This window comes from Bradyrhizobium sp. AZCC 2262, assembly GCF_036924535.1.
In the GTDB taxonomy this organism is placed as follows: domain Bacteria; phylum Pseudomonadota; class Alphaproteobacteria; order Rhizobiales; family Xanthobacteraceae; genus Bradyrhizobium.
In genome coordinates this window covers 7,783,631-7,803,030 of sequence record NZ_JAZHRT010000001.1, presented here as the reverse complement: position 1 = coordinate 7,803,030, position 19,400 = coordinate 7,783,631, and the positions used below count along the sequence as shown (strand labels likewise).

Here is a 19,400-nt window from a genome sequence, read left to right as displayed (position 1 = left end):
GCTAGAGCGGCGTGATCTGGACATGCAGGACGGCGGCAATCCCGCTGTCGACGGCGGCGAGACAGCGATCGACGGTCGCGGCGAGTTCATCCGGATCGCCGACGAATTCAGCGTGCGCGCCGAACGCGCGGCCGATATCGGAAAAGCTTCGCTGCTCGCCCTGCCGGCCTGAGCGCAGTTGCGATTGAAAGGAATTGGTCGCCGCGGCGGCACCCTTCGGATAAACCCGCTGCACCGACGACTTGACCGCCTGCCAGCCGCCATTGTCGAGCACGACCGTCAGAATCGGGATTTGATATTGCTGGGCGACGGCAAATACCGAGTCCGGCGAGGAAAAATGAAAGCCGCCGTCGCCGATGATCTGCACGATGCGTCGCTCCGGCTGCGCCAGCTTCAGGCCCAGCGCCATGCCGCCGCTGAAGCCGAGCCCGCCGCCGGCGAGGCCGACATAGCTTCCCGGCCGCGTGCGGCGGATATGCTCCTGCACCAGCGGCGCATTGCGGATCGCTTCGTTGACGACGATATCGTCCTGCGATAGCGCGCGGTTCAAGGTCGCGAACAAATATGGCGCGCTGATCGCGCCGGGTGCGCCCTTGTTCGCGGCTGCGGATGCGCGCCGCCTGTCCGCGGCCTCGCGGGCGCTGCTCCAGCCGGCAATCCGGTCGACGATGCGTTTGCGATAGCCGTCATCGGCGCGCGCCGCGACCACCTCGAGCACCTGCCGCAGCACCGTCGCGCAATCGGCCTGCACCCTGATGTCGGTCGGGAATCCCCACATCGGGAAATCCGACTTCAATGGATCGATGTCGATCTGGATCCAGTCGATCGCTTCGACGCGCCTGGCGTATTGCGGCACAAAAGGTACGTCGGTATCGAGCAGCAGTCCGACGTCGGCCTGTTCCAGCAGAGGCATCGGATCGAAACCGGCAAAGCACGGCGAATTCTGCGAAACATTGAGGTCGATCGAGTTGAACTCGGCAATCCGGATGCCGCAGGCAAGCGCGAGGCGCTCCAGCGCCGCGACCGCGCCGGCATTGCGCCCGAGATAGGCCGTCAGCGCGATCGGATTTTCCGCCGCCATCAATCGCGTGGCGATGGCATCGACGCGAGCGGGATCGATGCCGCCGGCTGCGACGCCGCCATAGCGCGCGGGATTGTAGGCCGGCATCCGCGCTTCTTCCCACTCCTCGGCCAGCGTCTCGCGCGGAAGCATCATGTAGACCGGCCCGGGTGGGTCGCTGTGCATGAAGGCGCCGGCGCGGGCGAGCGCTTCCTTTACGACGACGCCGGAGGGCAGCGAATACTCCCATTTTACGTAGGGGCGCACGATGCTGGCGATGTCGAAGGGATCCTGCACGAAGTGCACATAGGTGTCGCGGGATCCGGTCAATTCACCATGCAGCGTGAAGGGCGCGCGTCCGGCGAACAGCATCACCGGCAGCCGATACCGAAACAGGTTCTGGATCGCCATGCAGGCATTGGCGGTCCCGGCGTCGACATGCACGAACACCGCCTGTCCCCTGCCGGTCGCCAGCGCATATCCGCCGGCCATGTGAACGGCCACGATCTCGTGCGGGCAAAGGATCACTTCCGGATGCTTGCGGCCTTCGCGGTCCCAGCGCGCGATCTCCTCGATCAGCGAGACATGATCGGTGCCGAGATTGGCGAAGATATACTCGACGCCGAGGTCGACGAGACCTTCGAGGAAATAATGCGCGGCACTGTATCGACTCATAGCCTGTTCCTTGTGTTTCCTTGCCTGCCTTCGACGCGTTCCTGTTCGACGACAGAACTGGGGCGATCTGTCAGGGATGGCCGCCGACCACGCGACGGATCATGACCTCCGCGTCTGTCACATCGCCGTCCGAAACCCAGGCGACAAATTGATCGGGCCGGACCAGCACCAGCGCCGCCTTGTAGAATTCCCTCGCTTCCGCGCAATTGTTCTCGACGGGCTTGAGCGTTACGCCGCTGGCGTCGGCGGCTCGCCTGACCGTGGCGGCGGCGTCCGGCGCGCCGAAATCGAACAGCGTAAACCCTTCGCCCAGTTCCTCGAAGACATTGCGGCCCGACAAAAGTTGTCGCGGCGCCAGATGATGCCCGGCGCGCGCCAAGAATTGATGGGACCCGATCGCGCTGCAGGCGGCGCCAGGCGGGCCTGCGACGATCGAGGAGCCCTCGTAATTCGGCTCGAACGAATTCACTTCCGAACGCGCGCCGGACGAGCGCGCCTGCCATTCGGCCTCGAACGCAGCCTTGTCGGCCGCGGGATCGAAGCTGGCCAAAAATTTCCGGTCGCCCTCGATCGCCTTCTCGATGAAATCCTGCGCGGTCGACGCGAACACCGGGCGGCGTTCCTCGCCATAGGTATCCAGCAGATGCGCGCCGGCCCAGCCCTGCAGCGCCGCCGCAAGCTTCCAGCCGAGATTGGCGGCGTCTTCGAGCCCGGTGTTGATGCCGTAACCGCCATAGGGCGGATGGCTGTGCGCGGCATCGCCGGCGATGAAGACGCGGCCAGCGCGGTATTGATCGGCGATCGCGACGCGCAGCTCCCAGAAGCCGATGTGTTCGAACGCGACGTCGAATTCTTCGCCGACCGCCCCATGCAGGAGCCTGCGGAAATCGAAATTGTCTTTGGTCGTACCGAGCGGCACCGGTGCGTGGAAGAACCAGGTGGTGCCAAGATCGACGCGGCCGAAGAATTTCCAGTAGCCCTGCAAGTCCGGATGCAGCACGTTGTAGAAGGACTTGTTGGGATAGCGCTCCAGCAACTTGTGCAGACCGGTCGAGCGGAACACCAGCAGCACCATCAGCCGGTCGTGGTCGGTTAGCGTCTGGGTGATGCCGGCCGCCTCGCGCACCAGCGAGCGACTGCCGTCGCAGCCGACCGCATAGTCTGCTCGCAGCACGCGCTGCCGAGCGCTGTTGCGCTCGGCGATCGTCACTTGCACGCCCTCGGCGTCCTGCGCGATGCCCGAGGCGCTCCAGCCATAAACTGTCTCGACGTTCTGCAACTGACTCAAGCGCTGCCGTAGCACGGCCTCGGTGGCGTATTGCGGCAGCCGTTCGTTGTCGGTGAAGTAGTAAGGCCGCACCAGCTCGCGCTGCAGCCAGTCATACCGATAGCCGCTCAGCAGCGTGCCGTAGGATGTCATGCCGCCGATGCCGTAATCGGGCGGGATCGTTCGTGCCGTCCGAAGCTCCGCCTCCGCGCCCCAGAAGTAAAAGTGCTCGAGGGTGCGCTGGGTCAGGTTTTGACCCTTCGGGATCGGCTGCGGGCTGACGTAGCGCTCGACCAGAATGCAGTTAGTGCCGCGCTGGCCGAGGTCGATCGCGAGACCAAGGCCAACCGGCCCACCCCCGACAATGACGACTTGTGTGGCTGATTCGGCGGGCATGTTCATTTTGGCTTCTTGCGATTGGCTGATTGGCGCGCGGGCGGCAAAAATGAGAACAGGTCCTGCCTTGAGTCAAGAAAAATCTCACAATATAAGATTTTGCTCAGCTTTCCCGTTCGCCTGATCGGCCGAAATCTGCGACGCCACGCGCCGGACCTCGGCGCCGATCTGATCGATCTGCGCGCCTGTCACCAGATTGCCGGCAATGGTGACGCAGACGCTGGCGATCGGGGAATCGCGATCGTCGACGACAGGCGCGGCGATGCCGACGGCGCCCGGGGTGACCTCGCCATAGGCGACGCAAAAGCCGGCCTTGCGGACCTTCCTCAGGCTTTTCAGGACATCATCGGCGGTGTCGCCGAGACCAACCGCGCGCAGGTCGGCGAGATTACGCTCGATCAGCGGCAGCAGGCGCGGCCGGGGCAGCAGCGCCAGGATCGAGCGCGCGATCGCGCCGCGCCCGAGCGGCATCGGCCGGCCACGCGGATAGGAACTGATCGGGTTCCTGGTGGAGGATTCGGAGGCCACGCAAAGAATCTTGTTGCCGTACCAGCGCAAGACCATGGCGGTGCAGGAATGGTCAGCCGTCAGCTGCTTCAGGTAAGGCACGCCGAGCAGCACCAGCGGGTCGGAGCGGCGCGTCAGATAATCCATCTCGACGACCTTCGGCCCCAGCGTGACGCCGGAGTTGCGCGTCGACATCAGGAAACCGGCGTCTTTGAGGATCTTCAGGTAGCGGTAGAGCGTCGGCCGGCTATAGCCGAGTTCGCGCATCAGATCCTCGGGCGTCCATTCCAGCCGCTCCTCGGAAAACACCTCGAGGACCGCAAGCACCCGTTCCAGGCTGTTCTTCGGCTTCATGCCTCACGCCGCATCGTCTGACTTTGCTCCAATTTGGCGCGTGGCCCCCTCGGGGCAGATACTTTTTCCCGATCCGGCAGAATCAATCTTGAACTGGAGCGAGATCGACGCATAATGCATCATAATCTCACATTAAGAGATTTTAACAAGAAAAGTCCTCAGGCCGGGTTGCTGGTGGGCAAGCATAGGAGGAAAGCGTGGCGATCGATTCCGCAAGCGGCATGCATTCGCGCCGCACGGTGCTGGGGATTCTCGCCGCAGCCTTTGCCCCCATGATGCCTGGACTCGCTCACGGGCAGTCGCAGCAACCAATCCGGCTCAACGTCCCCTTCTCACCGGGCACGGGGCCTGACCTGCTCGCGCGCATACTCAGCGAGGAACTGCGGCAGCGCTGGAATCACCCTGTCATCGTCGAGAACAAGCCCGGCGCCAGCGGCAACATCGGCACGCAGGCCGCAGCGCGTACTGCGCCTGATGGCCAGAACTTGCTGGTGACCGTCAATACGTTCGTGATGAATGCGAGCCTTTATCCGACGGTACCCTACGATCCGCAGAAGGATTTTGTACCGATCGCCGAGATCGCAACGGGTGCCTTGGCGCTCGTCGTTCATCCCTCGCTTGGCGTCAGCACGCTCGCGGAACTGATCGCGCTTGCCCGCAGCAAGCCGGGCGAGATCAACTACGCGTCTCCCGGCCGCGGCACGCCGCAACATCTTGCGATGGAACTGTTCAAGCTAACGGCGCAGATCAACCTGACACACATTCCTTATTCAGGGTCGGCCGGCGCGCTGAAGGATCTGGCGGGCGGACACGTCTCGGCCATGTTCCTGCCGGTCCATACCGCGCTTCCGCTCGCGGAAACCGGACAAATCCGCATCCTCGCTGTGGGTAGCCAAAAGCGGACGCCGCAAGCGGCAAATGTGCCGACGCTCGCAGAACTCGGCGTCACCGACTTCGATGTCGATTTGTGGTACGGCGTTCTCGCGCCGGCCAATACGCCGAAGGAGATCGTCGACCGCTACAACGCGGTGTTCAACGAGATACTTGCGGAGCCGAACGTTCGCGCGCTTCTCGGCAAGCAGGGCTTGATCGCGCAAGGCGGCCCGCCTCAACGCCTGGCAGACCTGATCGCCAAGGATCGTCCGCGCTGGGCCAAAGTCGTCAAGGACGCGCAGATCACTGCGGAGTAGCGCGAATCCGGGGCGAGCAAGGCGGCACAAATCCGAAGTGACGGGCTGGCAGGGCGTGAGCTCGGATCGTTGAGGCGTGGCTTCCCGTGGCCAAGACCGTTGCCATCTGGCCCTCGCGGCCGCCTTCCGAGCCGGCCATCACGATCGAGCTCTCCGATGAATCTCCACCTACGGCCGCGCTAACGCCGGGAGGATGTGATAGCGGGCGATCTCATGAGGAGATAATTCGCCACGGTTCGCCAGGAGAAGCAACCCGATCCTTCTCGCCGGCACCAGTCCCACATAGGCTGACGCATTGTTGAGGCCGCCCGGCTTGTCGACGATGACGGCTTCGCCAAGATCTACATTTTCCCAAGCCATCGCTTGTCCGAACTCCGTGTCGACATGGAATACCTCGCGCTGGGTCATTCGCAAGGCTTCGCGCAACTGCGGGTCGGCCACGTAGCCGTCGATGCAGGCCGCCATCAAGGTGCCGAGGTCCCGTGCGGAGGAGAACATCTGTCCGGTGCCCGGAAAATCGAAATAGCTCTGCTGGTTTCCGGGAGGACCAATCGGCAAGCCTTCGTCGGAGTAGCCCTGGACGGCTTTCTGCAATAGCTCCGGCGGCATGATCGCACGGTTATCACGCCCGCGTTCCGGGATCAGCGTCGAATGCATGCCGAGGGGCGTCAGAATACGGCTTTCGACAAGTTGTCCGATCGGAACTCCATAGCGACGCTCAAGTGCGAGCTGGAGCAGGACATAGCCCGCGTGCGTATAGGTGCGCTGCTTGCCGGGCTCTTCGCCGGCCCGCGGCGTCCAGGCGTTCAACATGTCGACGAATTCGGCCAGGGAGTACGAGGTGTTTGGCCACGGCGGATGATCCGTCGGCAGCAAGAGGCCGGATGTGTGGGTCACGAGCTGGCCAATGGTTACCCGGCTGATATAATCGCCGTGCAATTCGGTGACGTATTTGTTGACGGGGTCGTCCAACCTCAATTCGCCGCGGAGCACGCCGAGCGCGACCAGCGTAGCCTCGAACAACTTTCGCACCGAAGCGACATTGAACAGCGTGTCCGACGTGACGGGCCGCCTCTCGGCCTCATCAGCGAACCCGAAATTGAAGAACTGTATCCGGCCGGCGACGTAAACGGCGGCTGCGACGCCGCCTGGATGGTCGGCCGTCGTCAGCGGAGCAATGTTCTCCGTCACGATCGCTCGTACGTGCGCGTCCATCTCAGGATCCGCAAGAATGGCTCGCGTTCCGCCGAGCACAAACAAGAGCGAAAGGCACAGACCTGCGCTTGAGCGGCAAAGCCGCAATAGCGTTGAACCCGCCGCCATACGGACCTGCATGCGAGATCGCCGGACGCAGGCAAACGAGCCAGCGATCTGAACGTTGCGAATCAGATGCCTGCGCATGGCAAGCTAGAAAGCCGCAGCGCGGGCGCCCAATCACTTCAACCGGGGACCTGAGCACAATTGGTTGATGAAGCCGGGCTTCACACCCTTCCTCCGCCAAACGTGATCCGGTCGAGCTGATCGCGTCCGGTGCGACGTCCCAGATCTGTGGCATGGGTCGTTTCGCAACAACCGCTGCACTGTACGAGCAATTCCGTCCACCTTATTCGCCCGAATTCTTCCGGGCTGTCGTGGACAGGCTGAGGCTTGGTAAGCAGCATGCGCTAATCGATCTTGGCACGGGTCCGGGACTCCTCGCGCTCGGCTTTGCCCCGTATGTCGGGCGGATCGTTGGCGTAGATCCGGAGCCGGCCATGCTTGAGGTCGCAGGACAGGCCGCCGATCGCGCAGGACATGATCTTGCGCTGATAGAGAGTGCGGCCGAGGCGTTGCCGCGCGAGGTTGGCTCGTTTGACGTCGTCACCATCGGTCGTGCGTTGCACTGGATGGATCGCGACCGGATCGGTTCGCTGCTGGAGCGGCTGGTCGCTCCAGGCGGCGTGGTCCTCGTCTGCGCGGCGCGCTCCGCAACCGAAGGCCGCAACTATTGGCTCGAGGCATATAATGAGGCTCGGCGCTATTGGTCCGGAACGACCGAGCGCACGCGTTATCGCCCGGATCTCGCGGCCGTTCTTGCCGATACACGATTTCGCATCGGGGAGACGATCGCGGTTGAAGGCAGTCACGAATTGAGCGCAAGAGATTTGGCCTACCGCATCCTCACGCTCTCTGGTTCTTCACCCGCCGTACTCGGCGACAAGGTCGATGCAATGCTGCACGACGTCGAGCAGCGCCTGTTGCCGTTCAGCCGTGCCGGATCGCTCAGGGAGGTCGTCATTGCGAATGCGGACGTTGCGATCGCGCCTGTACTCTAACGCCAGTCGCCGAGCACGCTGGCGCTTCGATTCCAGACATGGGTGACAACCTCGTGCCGAACCGGTGGTCGAGGGGCTGCAAGGACTAACTTGCCGCCTCACAAACCAGCTCGCCGCCACTCCGTCCGGTGATCTCGGCGATCTTGCCGTCGACGATGTGGATGCGGCGGTCGGCGCGGGCGGCCAGTGCTGGATCGTGGGTCACCACGACCACGGTCTGGCCCTGGTCCGCGATGTCGCGGAGGATCGAAAACACCTGTTCGGTCGATGCCGTATCGAGGGCGCCGGTCGGCTCATCGGCCACGATGATCTCGGGACGGTTGGCAAGCGCACGGGCAATGGCAACGCGCTGGCGCTGGCCGCCGGAGAGCTGGTTGGGACGCTTGTTGGCGTGCTCGCTAAGCCCAAGTGAGTCGAGCAGAGCAAGGCCGCGCTCCCGCATCTCGCCTTCAGTCATCTTGCCCGCGGCACGCATCGGCAGCAGCACATTGTCGAGCGAGGTGAATTCCGGCAGCAGGAAGTGAAACTGGAACACGAAGCCGCATTTGGTCAGACGGACATCGGCCCGGTCCGATTCCGACAGTTTCGAGGTCGGCTGACCGCAGATGATGACCTCGCCTTCGCTGGGCGCATCGAGCAGGCCAAGCAAATAGAGCAGCGACGATTTGCCCGATCCCGACGGCCCGGTAATGGCGACGAACTCGCCCTTGTTCACCGCAAGATCAATCCCGTTGACGAGGGTGTGCGACACGGCGCCCTCGATGCGGCGAACCAGCTCCACCGCCTGCAATGCGACCTCGGTCATGATGCCCCCCTGATGATTTCAACCGGATGGACGCGCGTCGCCTTGCGCGCCGGGAAGTAAGCCGCACCTGCGCAGCACAGCAGGGATATGCCGCCGGCGACGATATAGTGCATCAGCGAGTAATAGATCTGCAGCGGAACGGTCGTGCCCGTCAGCGGATTGAAGATCGTGATCTTCGACCAGCCGTAGCAGAGCAGGTAACCGAGGATCCACCCGAACAGGATGCCGACCACGCCGATGATGATGGATTCGATGATGAAGATCCGTCGCACCGCATACTCGCGCATGCCGAGCGACTTCATGATCGCGATGTCCTGCCGCTTCTCGTGTGTGATCGTCGAGATGATGTTGTAGGTGGCAAAGGACGACGTCAGCAACATCGCGCCCATCACGGTGAGCACGATGAAATCGCGCACGCTGAAGGTCGACAGCAGGTCGGCGTTGGCTTCCTGCCAGGACACCGACTTGTAGCCGGTCTGCGCCTCGACCTGGGCTGCGACCTTTTGCGCCGACATCGGATCGCTGAGCCGCAGTCGCAACTGGTTGACGACCCCGCTTTGCCCCATCATGACCTGCGCCGGCCCCATCAGCGAATAGATCTGGCTCTCATCGACGCGCTTCAGGCCGGAGCGATACAGCCCGGCCACCGTCGAATTCAGCTGGACGCCCTGGCCGCCGATCAGGAGGACGGTGTTGCCGGTTTTCACGCCGAGTTTTTCAGCCAGCGCCTCGCCCATGATGATGCCGTTCGGCGCACGCGAAAGATCGTCGAGCTTTCCCTCACGCATCTGCGCGGCGAGTTTCGAGACATGAATCTCGCGGCGCGGGTCGATGCCGCTCAAGGTGATGCCGATACGCGCGCCGCCATGATTGATGATCGCGGTGGTCTTCACCGAGGGCGCCACGTCGCCAGGTATCCAGGAGCGCAGCGAGCTCATCACCGATTCCGGATATTTGATGCCGGGACGTCTGCCGACATTGGCGATGTCGGGCATCTGGACCGCCGCATATTCCTGCTCTGCGGGTTGCGTCGGCACCGAGCGCCGCTCATCCTCGACCGTGATATGCGGCATGGTGTCGACGAGCTGCCGCAGGAAGTCGATCTGCGAACCCTGCATCAGGCCCGCCATCATGATGGTGAAGCCGACGCCCATGGACACGCCAGCCATGCCCACGAGGGTCTGCCGCACCCGGGAGCTGACGTGGGTCCATGCGATGCTGAACAGAAGCTTCACGGCGGCTACCGGTTGTTGCTGATGAAGTTGCGACGGGCGTCACTGACGACGGAATCGATGTGGGCGGTCATGGCCGCCGAAATCACCGCGTCATCGGGATCCGAAGGCGCTGTGGTGACCGAGGCTACCACGGTCGCTTCGGGTGTTGTGGCGGGCTGATCGGCCGGTTCACTCGCGGCCGGCGGCTCCGCGGCTCTGGTCAGGCTGTTGTCGATGCGAATCCTGGCGCCGTCAGCGAGGTCCCTGCGGGCGGGCGAAAGCACGGTGGTGCCCTTGGGTATGTCGCCGATGATCTCGGTGTTGCGGCTGCCGCGGATGCCGACTGTTACGGGCACGCGTCTGATCCGGCCGTCATCGACCATCTGAACCGAATCGCCGGCGACGGCCTCTGCCGGCACGACGATGGCCGCCGGCTTCTCGCGGAAAATGATGTTGGTCTCGACCGACATGCCAATCCGCAGCGGCGTATCCTGTGGCAGCCGCAAATAGACGCGAAAGGTTTTTCGGGTCGGGTCGCCCTTGGGCGTGATCTGGGAGACCGTGGCGCGCAGCGCCCTTCCGGGGAAAGCCTCGCTTCGCAGAAAAGCCTTCTGGCCGGAAGCGATGCGGTTGATTTCTTCCTCATTGATTTCGGCAACGACCTGCATCGGCGCAGGCGGTCCGACCCAGAACAGGACATCGGTGGGACCGGCGATCTCGCCGACCTCGCTGTCGCGCCGCAATACCATGCCGTCGAGCGGAGCTCTCAGCAGCAGCGAGTCGAGCCGCACCTTCTGCGCAGCGATCCTCGATTTTGCTTCCTCGAGCTTGGTCCAGCGCTGCTCGTACTCGGTTCGCGTGGCGTCGTTCTTGTCGCGATCCTTCTCGGCGCGGGCCAGATCACGTTCGAGCTGGCCGCGATTGATTTCCATCTGCTCCAGCGCGCTGCGCTCCTCGGCGTCGTCCTGGCGGCCGAGGATCTGGCCGGACTTGACTACCTGTCCCTCGCATCGGCAGAGCTCGACCAGCCGGCGGCGCTGCAGCGGCACCACTTTGGCCCAGCGCTCGGGCTCGACGGTGCCCGTTCCGTAAACGGCTTCGGAAACCGCCGCGAGGCTCGCATAGCTGGTGGTCACCAACGGTGGATGAAGCAAATGGGAATAGGCGTAATAGCCGGCCCCAGCGGTGGCGATGGCCAGAATTCCGGTTGCGACGAGATGCTGCAATTTCATGGTACGTCCCCTTAAATCAGAAGCCAAATCGCTTGCGCAGGCCCGACGGAACCTGGTCGAGCAGATCACGGGCATCATCTCGCTTTGCATTCTTCACTGAAGGTGCTGCCGCGGCCTTGGGAGACGCCGGCAATACCGTGACGTTGGATGGCGCCTGCGAGACCGTAGACGACGACGGTGCCACGGGTGCCGGCTGCACGACCGCGGGTGCAGGCGGGGGCGCCGGCGGCGCGGCCTGGTCCTGCTCTACGGTCCTTTCGATATTCGAAGTCTTGGCCGCGCCAGCAGTCCGGACGGCGCGCCAGGTTCTCGCGGCCACCACGGCGCGGCCGATCTCATCGCTCGTCATCTTCTTCATGAGCAGCGACATCAGTTGCCGTGCACCGTTGCGGTCCTCGTCGAGTTTGCTCGCGGAAGCGACGATGTAGGCCCAGCTATAGGCCTTCACATTGTCCTTTATTACGCCGCGCCCGCTCGCGTAGAGGCCGGCAACGATCAACATGGAATGGGCGTGCCCCTGATCCGCCGCGCGCGCGAACCAGCGAAATGCCTCCGCGTCGCTACGCGTACGGCCGACGCCTGCAGAATGAAGTGCCCCGAGATAGAACTGGGCTTCGTCGTCGCCCGCTTGCGCCGCCTGCTCGTAGTGACTGGCCATTTTCTGATCGGATGCGGCGTCGGCAAGAGCCGTATGGGGAGTGATCAGCAGCGTGGAGCAGCAGGCCATGACGACAACTGCTCGGCTCATGGCCGCCGACATTGCGCAACGAAATCCTGGCCGCAATGATCGGCTTGAGATCGGGTCGATCGATCGGAAATTTGAGATGCGCCACATTGTTGTACGCTTTCGGCTTTGTGCTTGGTGAGAGAAAGGCGACTGACGCGGGCCAAGTACCCCCACAGCACCTCTCGCGAATTGAAGCCTAACCCACCTGGGCGCGGACAAATGTGCGGGGCATCACACATACAGCCTGCCGCAGCCAGAACCCGGCTTTCCCTGCCAGTTCCGTCCGACGCGCATCGGACGCGAAGCCATGGCGAATGTGTTCAAGGATGCGTGCGTTCAAGGATGTGGGCACAACGGAGCAGGCATTGCGGCTCAAGCTCGCAATCGGACCTGCGGCTTCGAGAGCCAGCCGATGCTGATCAGGTCAGGATTGGACAGTTGGCGCTAAACGGGCACCGTGCCCGGGCGGACGATCGTGCTTGTCGTCATGGAATCGGGAAACTCGCCCGAGCCCCTCGGCCCGGACGAGCTTCTTTTCTTCGTCTCACATCAATAATCGCCGTAGCAGACATTGACCGGGCCGTAGGGGCTCCATTTCCAGCAGCTGTTATAAGCGAAGAAATGGCGATGGCGGTAGCCGTGACCAAAAAGGCCATGGCCGAAATGACCGTGGCCAAAATGACCATGACCAAACCCGTGATGGCCGTGACCTCCGCCGTGCCCGCCGTGACCTCCAGCGAAAGCCTGACTCGGGATGGCCAGAGAGGCGGTGCTCAACGCCAGCGCAGCGATCGCGGCGGTAGTGATCATCTTGAACTTCGTCATGGACGTCTCCTCGGTTGGGCAGAGCGGGAATCGCTCTGCGATGATCCACCCCTAGAGGCGCCGGCTGCGATGCGATGTGATCAAAGTCACTCAATTGGTCTGACGCGACGAGTCAGGTATCTTCCTCGTGCGTGGCGCGAGGATTGGCTGAACCCGGCCTGACTGGGTTCAAAGCGCCATGCCCTTAAGGCGATCATATGCGCATCGGCGAACTCTTCATCCTCGGCTTCTTCGGCAAGACCGTCCCGGTGTGGCTGAAGCAATTCGCCGCCCGCTACGGCCTCGGCGGTGCGATCCTGTTCGACTATTCCTGCCGGACGCAGCGATACGACAACAACATCGAATCGCCGGAACAGGTGCGGTGCCTGTGTGCGGAGATTGCCGCGCTGCCGTCAGGCCCGATGGTGTTCATCGACCAGGAGGGCGGTCTGGTGCGGCGGCTGAAGGAAAGCCGCGGCTTTGCACCGCTACCGAGCGCAAAGGAATTCAACCATCTCGCGCCGGATCGCAAGCGCGCGACCCTCACCGCGAGCTTTGCCGAAATGCGGCAGCTCGGCATCCACTATGATTTCGCGCCAGTGGTCGACGTCGATTACAACCCGGAAAATCCCAATATCGGCAGGATCAAGCGTTCCTTTTCCGCCGATATCGCCGAGGTGGAAGCCAATGCGCTGCTGGCAAGCGAGGTGGCGCGGGCGCAGCGCATCGGGCTTTGCCTGAAACATTTTCCGGGCATCGGCGGCGCGGTGGTGGATTCGCATCAGGAATTCATGGATATCTCCGATGCACTTCGGGATGAACAGGAAGAGCTGTTCTATTCGCTCGCGCCAAAAATATTCGGCGATGCGGTGCTGGTCAGCCATGCCATCGTCAGCCAATGGGACAAGGATCGTCCGATGACGTTGTCCGCGGCGGGCATTGGCCGTTTGCGCAAGCGCCTTCCGGACACGCTGCTGATCACCGACGACATGCAGATGCAGGGATTGCAGAAGGCGCTCGGCACCATGGAGGCCAGCCTGCAATCGCTGAAAGCCGGCATGGACATGCTCTGCATCGGCAACAACCTGTTCGATCAGGAGCAGGAAATGGCCGCGATCGCCGAATGCGTCGAACAGAGCCTGCGCGACAAGACCTTGTCCGGTCCGGCAATAGAGAAATCGGTCGCGCGGGTGGCCAAGCGAAAGGCGCTTTTGACGGCCTGACGGGTGGAACCCGTGATCGTCCCGGGTCAAATCCGCCTAACGATTAGTTGCCTTGCAAGGCCGTTGAGTCTACAAGCCTTTTTTCCAAGGGAAAGACCGGCGATGGCCCACAATTTCGCGATCAATGACGACGTTCATCACCAGCAGCAGGGCCCGCAGGGCCGCGCCACGGCGAAAGAGCGCAGCATCTACACCATCGTTACCTGCCTGCCGATCGAGGCCGACGGCCGCCCGCGCTATCGTATCAAGAGCAAAACCGAGAACATCGAGCGCGTCGTGACCGAGGAACAGATCTCCAGGCTCGGCTGATCCCTCGCGGGCATTCCCTCATTCCCGTCGGAACCGTTCAGCGCTCCCCTACTGCGCCTGCGCCTTGTCATGCGTGGCGATGCCGATCGCCTTGTAATCATAGGTCGGATAAAACTCGGTGCGGTAGCTGCCCCAGGCGGTGTTCTCGAGGATGCGGTTGACTTCGCGCAACCGCGAGGCCGGCAGCCGCAGCGTCACCACCTGGCCTACTCCCATCATCACATACCAGCTCACGACCTCGACGCCTTCAGGCGGGAACGCCTTGTAATATCCCTGGCGCTGGAGCTGTGCGTTGAGCTCGCTTAAGGGGCGCGACTGGTCGTGCTTCAGGAACACGGTCAGCATCACGGCATTGTCGGCCGTCGGCGCCGCGTTCTCCGCCGGTGGCGATGCGGTTTGTGGCGGCGTGGTTTGCGCCGCCACGCCCGAACTGAACGCCAGGACGCCGGCCAGCACCGCCATTCCTATCCATGGTCCCTTTGCCTGCGACATCGCCATTTCCTTTTTTGGTTTCGTTGCGGGGATAATTGGGCCTTGATCATTGCGAGGCTACCGGGGCCTGTAAATCGGAATCGGCGAAAAGGCGGCGTCGCCCCTCGTGTTTTCGCGGCCGGTTGTGAAGCAAATCATACGCACCTGACGGCGTTTGCGCTAATCTGCGGAAGCGCAGTGGACGCCCCAGTCAGCAGGGATCGAACCAATGAATGCGCGGCGGATGGCCTATTGGTGGTTCCGGTTCGTCGTCTCGGGACGGTTTCTCGAAAAATTCCTAAAGCTGGGCCGCCCGTGATCCGTCGCCGCGACGACGGCCGGATCCTGGCTCATCCCCTTAGCCCGACGATCTCTCGCTCCGGGCGATGCCGAGGCGTGCGGAAATGTTGCGTCGGAACGGAGGCATCGACTCGCCCGCCGAATGGCTCGGCAAGCGGGAGAGGACCCGGTTGAACTCTATTAACAAAGTAAATGCGACTACCGTAAAAATGCGAGGGTAACGGGCTACAGTATTTACCCTTCGACCGTCCATTTTAATGTAAAGCAGCCGATTTCGAGCGAGTTTTGGCCAGTTTTGGTCCGCCAACGAGCCACGCTGATCGATTTCTCCGTATTCTTACTGGTTGAGAAATTAACCATGTTTGGAGGTCGAGACCGATAAAATAGTTATATGTCAGGACAAGACCATCGCGCTGTTGATTCGCACTTCACGAAGTGGATGGAAAGCATCACACCTCTCGAGGAGAATCCTGAGATCGTCCAACTGTCCGCCGCGCGCTCGCGTGCCGCGGAAGAGGCGAGCGCTACCATTGCCCGGCAGTTGAACGGGCCCCTGACGGCGTTGCTGCTCTACATGAATGAGATCAAGCAGCACAGCCACCAGTTTTCGCAAGCGCCCGGCAATCGGCTCTACCTGCAACAGGTGGTGGAGAATGCGCTTCAGCAAACCGAGCGTGTCTGCGCCCTGGTGAAGCAGATGTCGGACAATCATCCGGCGCTGGCCTCCGATGCCGCCTGCAGGCAGGCAAGCGAGGCCCTGGCACGCCGCCCCGCGGATGGCGCCCGCAGGTCTGCCCAGATGTTCGCCCCGGAGACCGGCCAGAAGCCGTTGACCAAGCGTGAGCGCGAGGTGCTGAGCCTGATCAGCGAAGGCTGTTCCAACAAGCAAGGCGCCTTGCGGATGAATATCAGCCCAAGGACATTCGAGAGCCATCGCGCCGAGGCGATGCGGAAGCTCGGCGCCCGCAACACCGCGGATCTGGTTCGCAAGGCGCTGCTGCAACCGGCCTGATTTTTCCCGAAAATGATGCGAGCGATGCGCCGCCGGGCGCGATAGCTTCAGGCTATCGATGTGCCGGAAGCGGGCAGGTCTGCGGGATCGCGCGTTCTGCCGTTCAGCGAAAATCTTCCATGAAGGAGCGGGCGCGCAATGCGGGCCGCAACGCGAGCATAGGCCTGGGCTCTTCCGGGATGATCGTGATGATCCACGCCGCCGGAACGCTCGACTTGTTTTCCACGATCGATCGAACGTGGCCTGTGACCGTCGATCCGGCCGAACGCACGGTTGCGGTCCTGCCATTGAACTGGGCGATCCGGAAACGCCGCACTTCCTTCTGATCGCTCGTTTCAAACGTGAACATGAGGGGACTCCGTTGGTCCCGCAACTATCCTCAGTCAACGTTATCCGGAGGTGAAAATCTTAAACCGTAGTAGTACGGCTGACGGCGCGTCTGCGGCGCGAACCGTCCGGCTCCTGGAAAACTTCTCGTCCGGAAAGATTTCTCGCGAGGTTCGCCGCACTGGATACCGTTTGCGTCGGCGGCGGCGAGGATGACCGGATGCGGTCGCGGTCTTAAGGGCGACGGCGCGCTTCCGGCATGATGTCAACCGACTGCGTCGGGAAACACCGCTTCCATCTTGGTCTTCAGCGTTGCGGCATTGAACGGCTTGACGATGTAATTGTTGACGCCGGCCTTCTTCGCGGCAATGACGTTTTCGGTCTTGGATTCAGCCGTGATCATGATGAAAGGCGTCTTGGAGAATTCCGGGCTGGCGCGAACTTCCTTGAGCAGGTCGTAGCCGGTCATCGGCTCCATGTTCCAGTCGGAGATCACGAGGCCGTATCGCTTGGTCTGCAGTTTGGCGAGCGCGGCCGATCCGTCGCTGGCCTCGTCGACATTCTCGAATCCGAGCTGTTTGAGAAGGTTGCGGATGATGCGGATCATGGTGCTGTAGTCATCGACCACCAGGATGGGCATCGACAAGTCAAAAGCCATGTTCCTTAACTCCGCGCAAACAGCAAGCCGCCGAACACAGGTGAATGCGCGTTGCACGCGAAAGAGCCCCAATTGCCTTTCTCGAACCCGCACCCGTCAGCACCGTGACAAGTATCAGGGCTCATTGAACAGCGCGTTAACTTGGTGCCGGCGGAAAGGCCGCAGAGGCTGCGATTGGCCGTACTAGTACGGTGGGGTGTTGGGGAATTGCGCAATCCTCGCGCGCAACGACGACGCGATGCGTATCACAGATCGGGCCGCGTCGCCGTCGATCGCGGGAAGCGGTCATGCGGCCGCGCAGTGGATGCGCGGATGCAGCAGCCGGGTGTATTGCGCCTTGACCGTCGCGTAGCACTCGCAGGAAGTCTTGATCAGGCCGTCCACGTTGGTGATTTCGATATGCCCGCGGCTGTAGTGGATGAAGTTTGCGTGCTGCAGCGTGTTGGCCACCAGCGAAACGCTGTTGCGGCGAGCGCCGATCATCTGCGCCATCGCTTCCTGGGTCAGGACGAGCTTGTCGCTGCCGGAGAGGTCGCGCGTATGCAACAGGCATCGCGCCAGCCGCGACTCCACCGTGTGTGAGGCGTTGCAGCCGGCCGTCTGCTGGATCTGCGCATAGACGGCGAGGCCGTGCCGCGTCAGCGCAGTACGCAACGTTGTGCTCTGGTCCGCGGCAATGCGAAGCTGCTCGACATCGATCGTCGAGGCGGCGCCGGGCACCAGCACCACGGCGCTGTTCAGCGCAACGGCGTCGCCGAGTGCGGAGAATGCGCCGAAAATGCTGTCGCGGCCGATCATCGCGATCTGGACGTGCTCGCCGCGCGCGAGCTTCACGACCAGCGAGATAACGCCCTTGTGCGGGAGATACGCACGCTTGAGCGTTTCGTCGACTTCGACCAGCACCATGTCCTGGCCGAGATCGGCGGTACGCAGATGCGGGCGAACCAGTTCGAAGTCGTCCGGGGTCAGCGAGGACAAAAATCCATTCGGAGAACGAGGGGCTGAATCCAAAGCAGTCTCCTGCCTTACGGGCTAAGCCGGTCTCTGGCGTCTGGCGCCTGCTGCGTAAAATCCGAAATGCAGGATGATCCTTGCACATTTTCTTGGCAAGAAAAATTGGCAAATGGACGTGCGGCAATCGGCGCTGCGTCGGGCCTTTCCGATGTGAGCGCCCTCGGGAACGTATCCTTGCGGGCGGCAGTTTGTTCGCCGGCTGAAGCCGACAAGACGCCCCTGCTGAAGCCGATGCGCGGCGGTGCTCGCGTTCGCAGGCGAATCCGCCGACTTCGACGACGGAGGCCATGCGCGGCGCTAACGATCGCATTGCTCAGGCTGGTCCCTCGCCGAGCACCGCCGAGCCGTATCAAGATGCGGGCAGAGCGCGGCGAGCGCCGCGACTGGCAGGGCTGCAGCAATCGACGAGCACAATCCCGCCTGGGAATGAATTCCCGGAGGCGGCCCGCGCACGGTTGCGGAACCCGCCTTATACACTGTAGGGGGCAGACAGATCGGCGATTTGCAGCGGAAATGCAATAGTGCACTGATTCGCAAGGCAAAACTGCCGCGCGATCGTAAGGAAGGCGTGCCTTCGGACGGTGATGGCTAACAAGGCGTGACGAGACAGGGAGCCATCGGCACTTCGCACCAAACCAGAAAAAACCAGTCAGGCCGATCATTGCGGCTGAGGAAGATGGGACTGAAAGCGCATTATCTGCTTCCCGGGGGCTGATATGACTCGCGTGCTCATCGTCGATGACGATCCCATGGTCTGCACGGCCATCGAGATCTATCTGGAGCGTCACGGCTTTGACGTGACGATAGCCGATGGCGGCGAAGCCGGCCTTCGCGTGCTGGAGGACTCCGGCTTCGACCTGATGCTCGTCGACATCTTCATGCCGCACATGCGCGGCTTCGAATCGATCAGGATATTCCACGAGCGTGCGCCGGCGATTCCCCTGATTGCGATGTCGGGATACGCCTTTGCCAACCTCGACTCGCCGGCGCCGGACTTCCTGCGCATGGCGCTTGAGCTCGGTGCCGCGCGTTGCCTGCGTAAGCCGTTCACGCCTGGGGCGCTGCTCATGGCCGTCAACGAATGTCTTACCGAAGCCCGGTCCCGTTTCAGTGGCGTCGTCCAATCAGGCTAGCTGTTCGCCGACGCCGCGCCATGCGCGTGGCTTTGGCAAACCCCTCGAAACAATCATGCATGCGATCGAACGTCCGGCCGCGCAGCTGACGGCGTGCAGTCATCAATGCCTCTCGCGATTGATCGACGATGCCGTATCCGCAGTCGGAAGGCCTGTAATCCTGCGTCGGTAAGATTCTGTTCACCATAAATGAAATTGGCGAAGGTTTCCTGGCCTCACCGGCAACACCAGAACGAGGGTGAAGCGCGAAGACGAGCTGCTCGCAGCCTGACCGGCGCGACCTTCGCCACGCGCAAGTTCCCAACACGCGCAAATCCCCAAATCGTTATCCGGCGCGCCGGCCGTTTACCGTCGAGACTTTCAAATGTCGTCGACCGCGCCGCCGCGAACGGCCTATGACGAGATTT

General features: G+C 62.4%; 19 protein-coding genes. 6 read left to right on the top strand and 13 right to left on the bottom strand.

Annotation, left to right across the window (positions count from 1 at the left end; translation table 11 throughout):
• Position 1: 1 nt before the first annotated feature.
• The 3 genes from V1283_RS36520 to V1283_RS36510 all read right to left on the bottom strand — a co-directional run bounded on the left by V1283_RS36520 (position 2) and on the right by V1283_RS36510 (position 4,259).
• Complete coding sequence (locus tag V1283_RS36520) at positions 2-1,735, bottom strand: thiamine pyrophosphate-requiring protein (protein WP_334391439.1); 1,734 nt, start codon at positions 1,733-1,735, stop codon at positions 2-4.
• Between the two features lie 70 nt (positions 1,736-1,805).
• Positions 1,806-3,404: an FAD-dependent monooxygenase gene (locus tag V1283_RS36515; RefSeq protein WP_334391438.1), complete on the bottom strand. Its 1,599-nt coding sequence runs from the start codon at positions 3,402-3,404 to the stop codon at positions 1,806-1,808.
• A 78-nt stretch (positions 3,405-3,482) separates the two neighbouring features.
• A complete protein-coding gene (locus V1283_RS36510) occupies positions 3,483-4,259 on the bottom strand; it encodes an IclR family transcriptional regulator (protein ID WP_334391437.1) in 777 nt (258 codons plus the stop codon).
• A 197-nt stretch (positions 4,260-4,456) separates the two neighbouring features.
• On the opposite strand from V1283_RS36510, the gene V1283_RS36505 reads away from it, so the two are divergent.
• Positions 4,457-5,449, top strand: a complete 993-nt coding sequence (locus V1283_RS36505) for a Bug family tripartite tricarboxylate transporter substrate binding protein (protein WP_334391436.1) — start codon at positions 4,457-4,459, stop codon at positions 5,447-5,449.
• Between the two features lie 168 nt (positions 5,450-5,617).
• Here V1283_RS36505 and V1283_RS36500 read toward each other — a convergent pair whose 3' ends face one another.
• Complete coding sequence (locus V1283_RS36500) at positions 5,618-6,664, bottom strand: serine hydrolase (protein ID WP_334391435.1); 1,047 nt, start codon at positions 6,662-6,664, stop codon at positions 5,618-5,620.
• 338 nt (positions 6,665-7,002) lie between these two features.
• On the opposite strand from V1283_RS36500, the gene V1283_RS36495 reads away from it, so the two are divergent.
• Positions 7,003-7,764 carry a class I SAM-dependent methyltransferase gene (locus tag V1283_RS36495; protein WP_334391434.1) on the top strand — a complete coding sequence of 254 codons (762 nt, stop codon included), beginning with the start codon at positions 7,003-7,005 and terminating at the stop codon, positions 7,762-7,764.
• Positions 7,765-7,849: 85 nt separating this feature from the next.
• Here the strand turns inward: V1283_RS36495 and V1283_RS36490 are convergent, their stop codons facing one another.
• From V1283_RS36490 to V1283_RS36470, 5 genes are all read right to left on the bottom strand, one after another.
• Positions 7,850-8,569: an ABC transporter ATP-binding protein gene (locus V1283_RS36490; RefSeq protein ID WP_334391433.1), complete on the bottom strand. Its 720-nt coding sequence runs from the start codon at positions 8,567-8,569 to the stop codon at positions 7,850-7,852.
• Positions 8,566-9,804 carry an ABC transporter permease gene (locus V1283_RS36485; RefSeq protein WP_334391432.1) on the bottom strand — a complete coding sequence of 413 codons (1,239 nt, stop codon included), beginning with the start codon at positions 9,802-9,804 and terminating at the stop codon, positions 8,566-8,568. Before V1283_RS36485 ends, V1283_RS36490 begins: the two co-directional genes overlap by 4 nt.
• Positions 9,805-9,809: 5 nt before the next feature.
• Positions 9,810-11,015 (bottom strand): efflux RND transporter periplasmic adaptor subunit, encoded by a 1,206-nt coding sequence (locus V1283_RS36480; protein ID WP_334391431.1) that lies wholly within the window; start codon positions 11,013-11,015, stop codon positions 9,810-9,812.
• Positions 11,016-11,031: 16 nt separating this feature from the next.
• A complete protein-coding gene (locus tag V1283_RS36475; protein ID WP_334391430.1) occupies positions 11,032-11,775 on the bottom strand; it encodes a tetratricopeptide repeat protein in 744 nt (247 codons plus the stop codon).
• 516 nt (positions 11,776-12,291) lie between these two features.
• Positions 12,292-12,567, bottom strand: coding sequence for a hypothetical protein (locus tag V1283_RS36470; RefSeq protein WP_334391429.1), 276 nt, complete (start codon positions 12,565-12,567; stop codon positions 12,292-12,294).
• 197 nt (positions 12,568-12,764) lie between these two features.
• Here V1283_RS36470 and V1283_RS36465 point away from each other — a divergent pair, with 197 nt between their 5' ends.
• Entirely contained in the window at positions 12,765-13,769 is a 1,005-nt protein-coding gene (locus tag V1283_RS36465; protein WP_334391428.1) for a glycoside hydrolase family 3 N-terminal domain-containing protein, read from the top strand.
• A gap of 102 nt (positions 13,770-13,871) precedes the next feature.
• Positions 13,872-14,078, top strand: a complete 207-nt coding sequence (locus tag V1283_RS36460; protein ID WP_214488408.1) for a hypothetical protein — start codon at positions 13,872-13,874, stop codon at positions 14,076-14,078.
• A 48-nt stretch (positions 14,079-14,126) separates the two neighbouring features.
• Here V1283_RS36460 and V1283_RS36455 read toward each other — a convergent pair whose 3' ends face one another.
• Positions 14,127-14,570: a hypothetical protein gene (locus V1283_RS36455; RefSeq protein ID WP_334391427.1), complete on the bottom strand. Its 444-nt coding sequence runs from the start codon at positions 14,568-14,570 to the stop codon at positions 14,127-14,129.
• A 670-nt stretch (positions 14,571-15,240) separates the two neighbouring features.
• Between V1283_RS36455 and V1283_RS36450 the strand changes: the two genes are divergently transcribed.
• Positions 15,241-15,861: a response regulator transcription factor gene (locus tag V1283_RS36450; RefSeq protein WP_334391426.1), complete on the top strand. Its 621-nt coding sequence runs from the start codon at positions 15,241-15,243 to the stop codon at positions 15,859-15,861.
• A gap of 103 nt (positions 15,862-15,964) precedes the next feature.
• Here the strand turns inward: V1283_RS36450 and V1283_RS36445 are convergent, their stop codons facing one another.
• The 3 genes from V1283_RS36445 to V1283_RS36435 form a co-directional block, all read right to left on the bottom strand.
• The gene (locus tag V1283_RS36445; protein WP_334391425.1) at positions 15,965-16,210 is read right to left on the bottom strand and encodes a hypothetical protein; all 246 of its coding nucleotides are present in this window, start codon (positions 16,208-16,210) and stop codon (positions 15,965-15,967) included.
• A gap of 243 nt (positions 16,211-16,453) precedes the next feature.
• A complete protein-coding gene (locus V1283_RS36440; protein ID WP_283031583.1) occupies positions 16,454-16,846 on the bottom strand; it encodes a response regulator in 393 nt (130 codons plus the stop codon).
• A 285-nt stretch (positions 16,847-17,131) separates the two neighbouring features.
• The gene (locus V1283_RS36435; protein WP_442895807.1) at positions 17,132-17,824 is read right to left on the bottom strand and encodes a Crp/Fnr family transcriptional regulator; all 693 of its coding nucleotides are present in this window, start codon (positions 17,822-17,824) and stop codon (positions 17,132-17,134) included.
• Positions 17,825-18,576: 752 nt separating this feature from the next.
• Here V1283_RS36435 and V1283_RS36430 point away from each other — a divergent pair.
• Positions 18,577-18,993 carry a response regulator gene (locus tag V1283_RS36430; protein WP_334391423.1) on the top strand — a complete coding sequence of 139 codons (417 nt, stop codon included), beginning with the start codon at positions 18,577-18,579 and terminating at the stop codon, positions 18,991-18,993.
• The last annotated feature ends 407 nt before the right edge of the window (positions 18,994-19,400 follow it).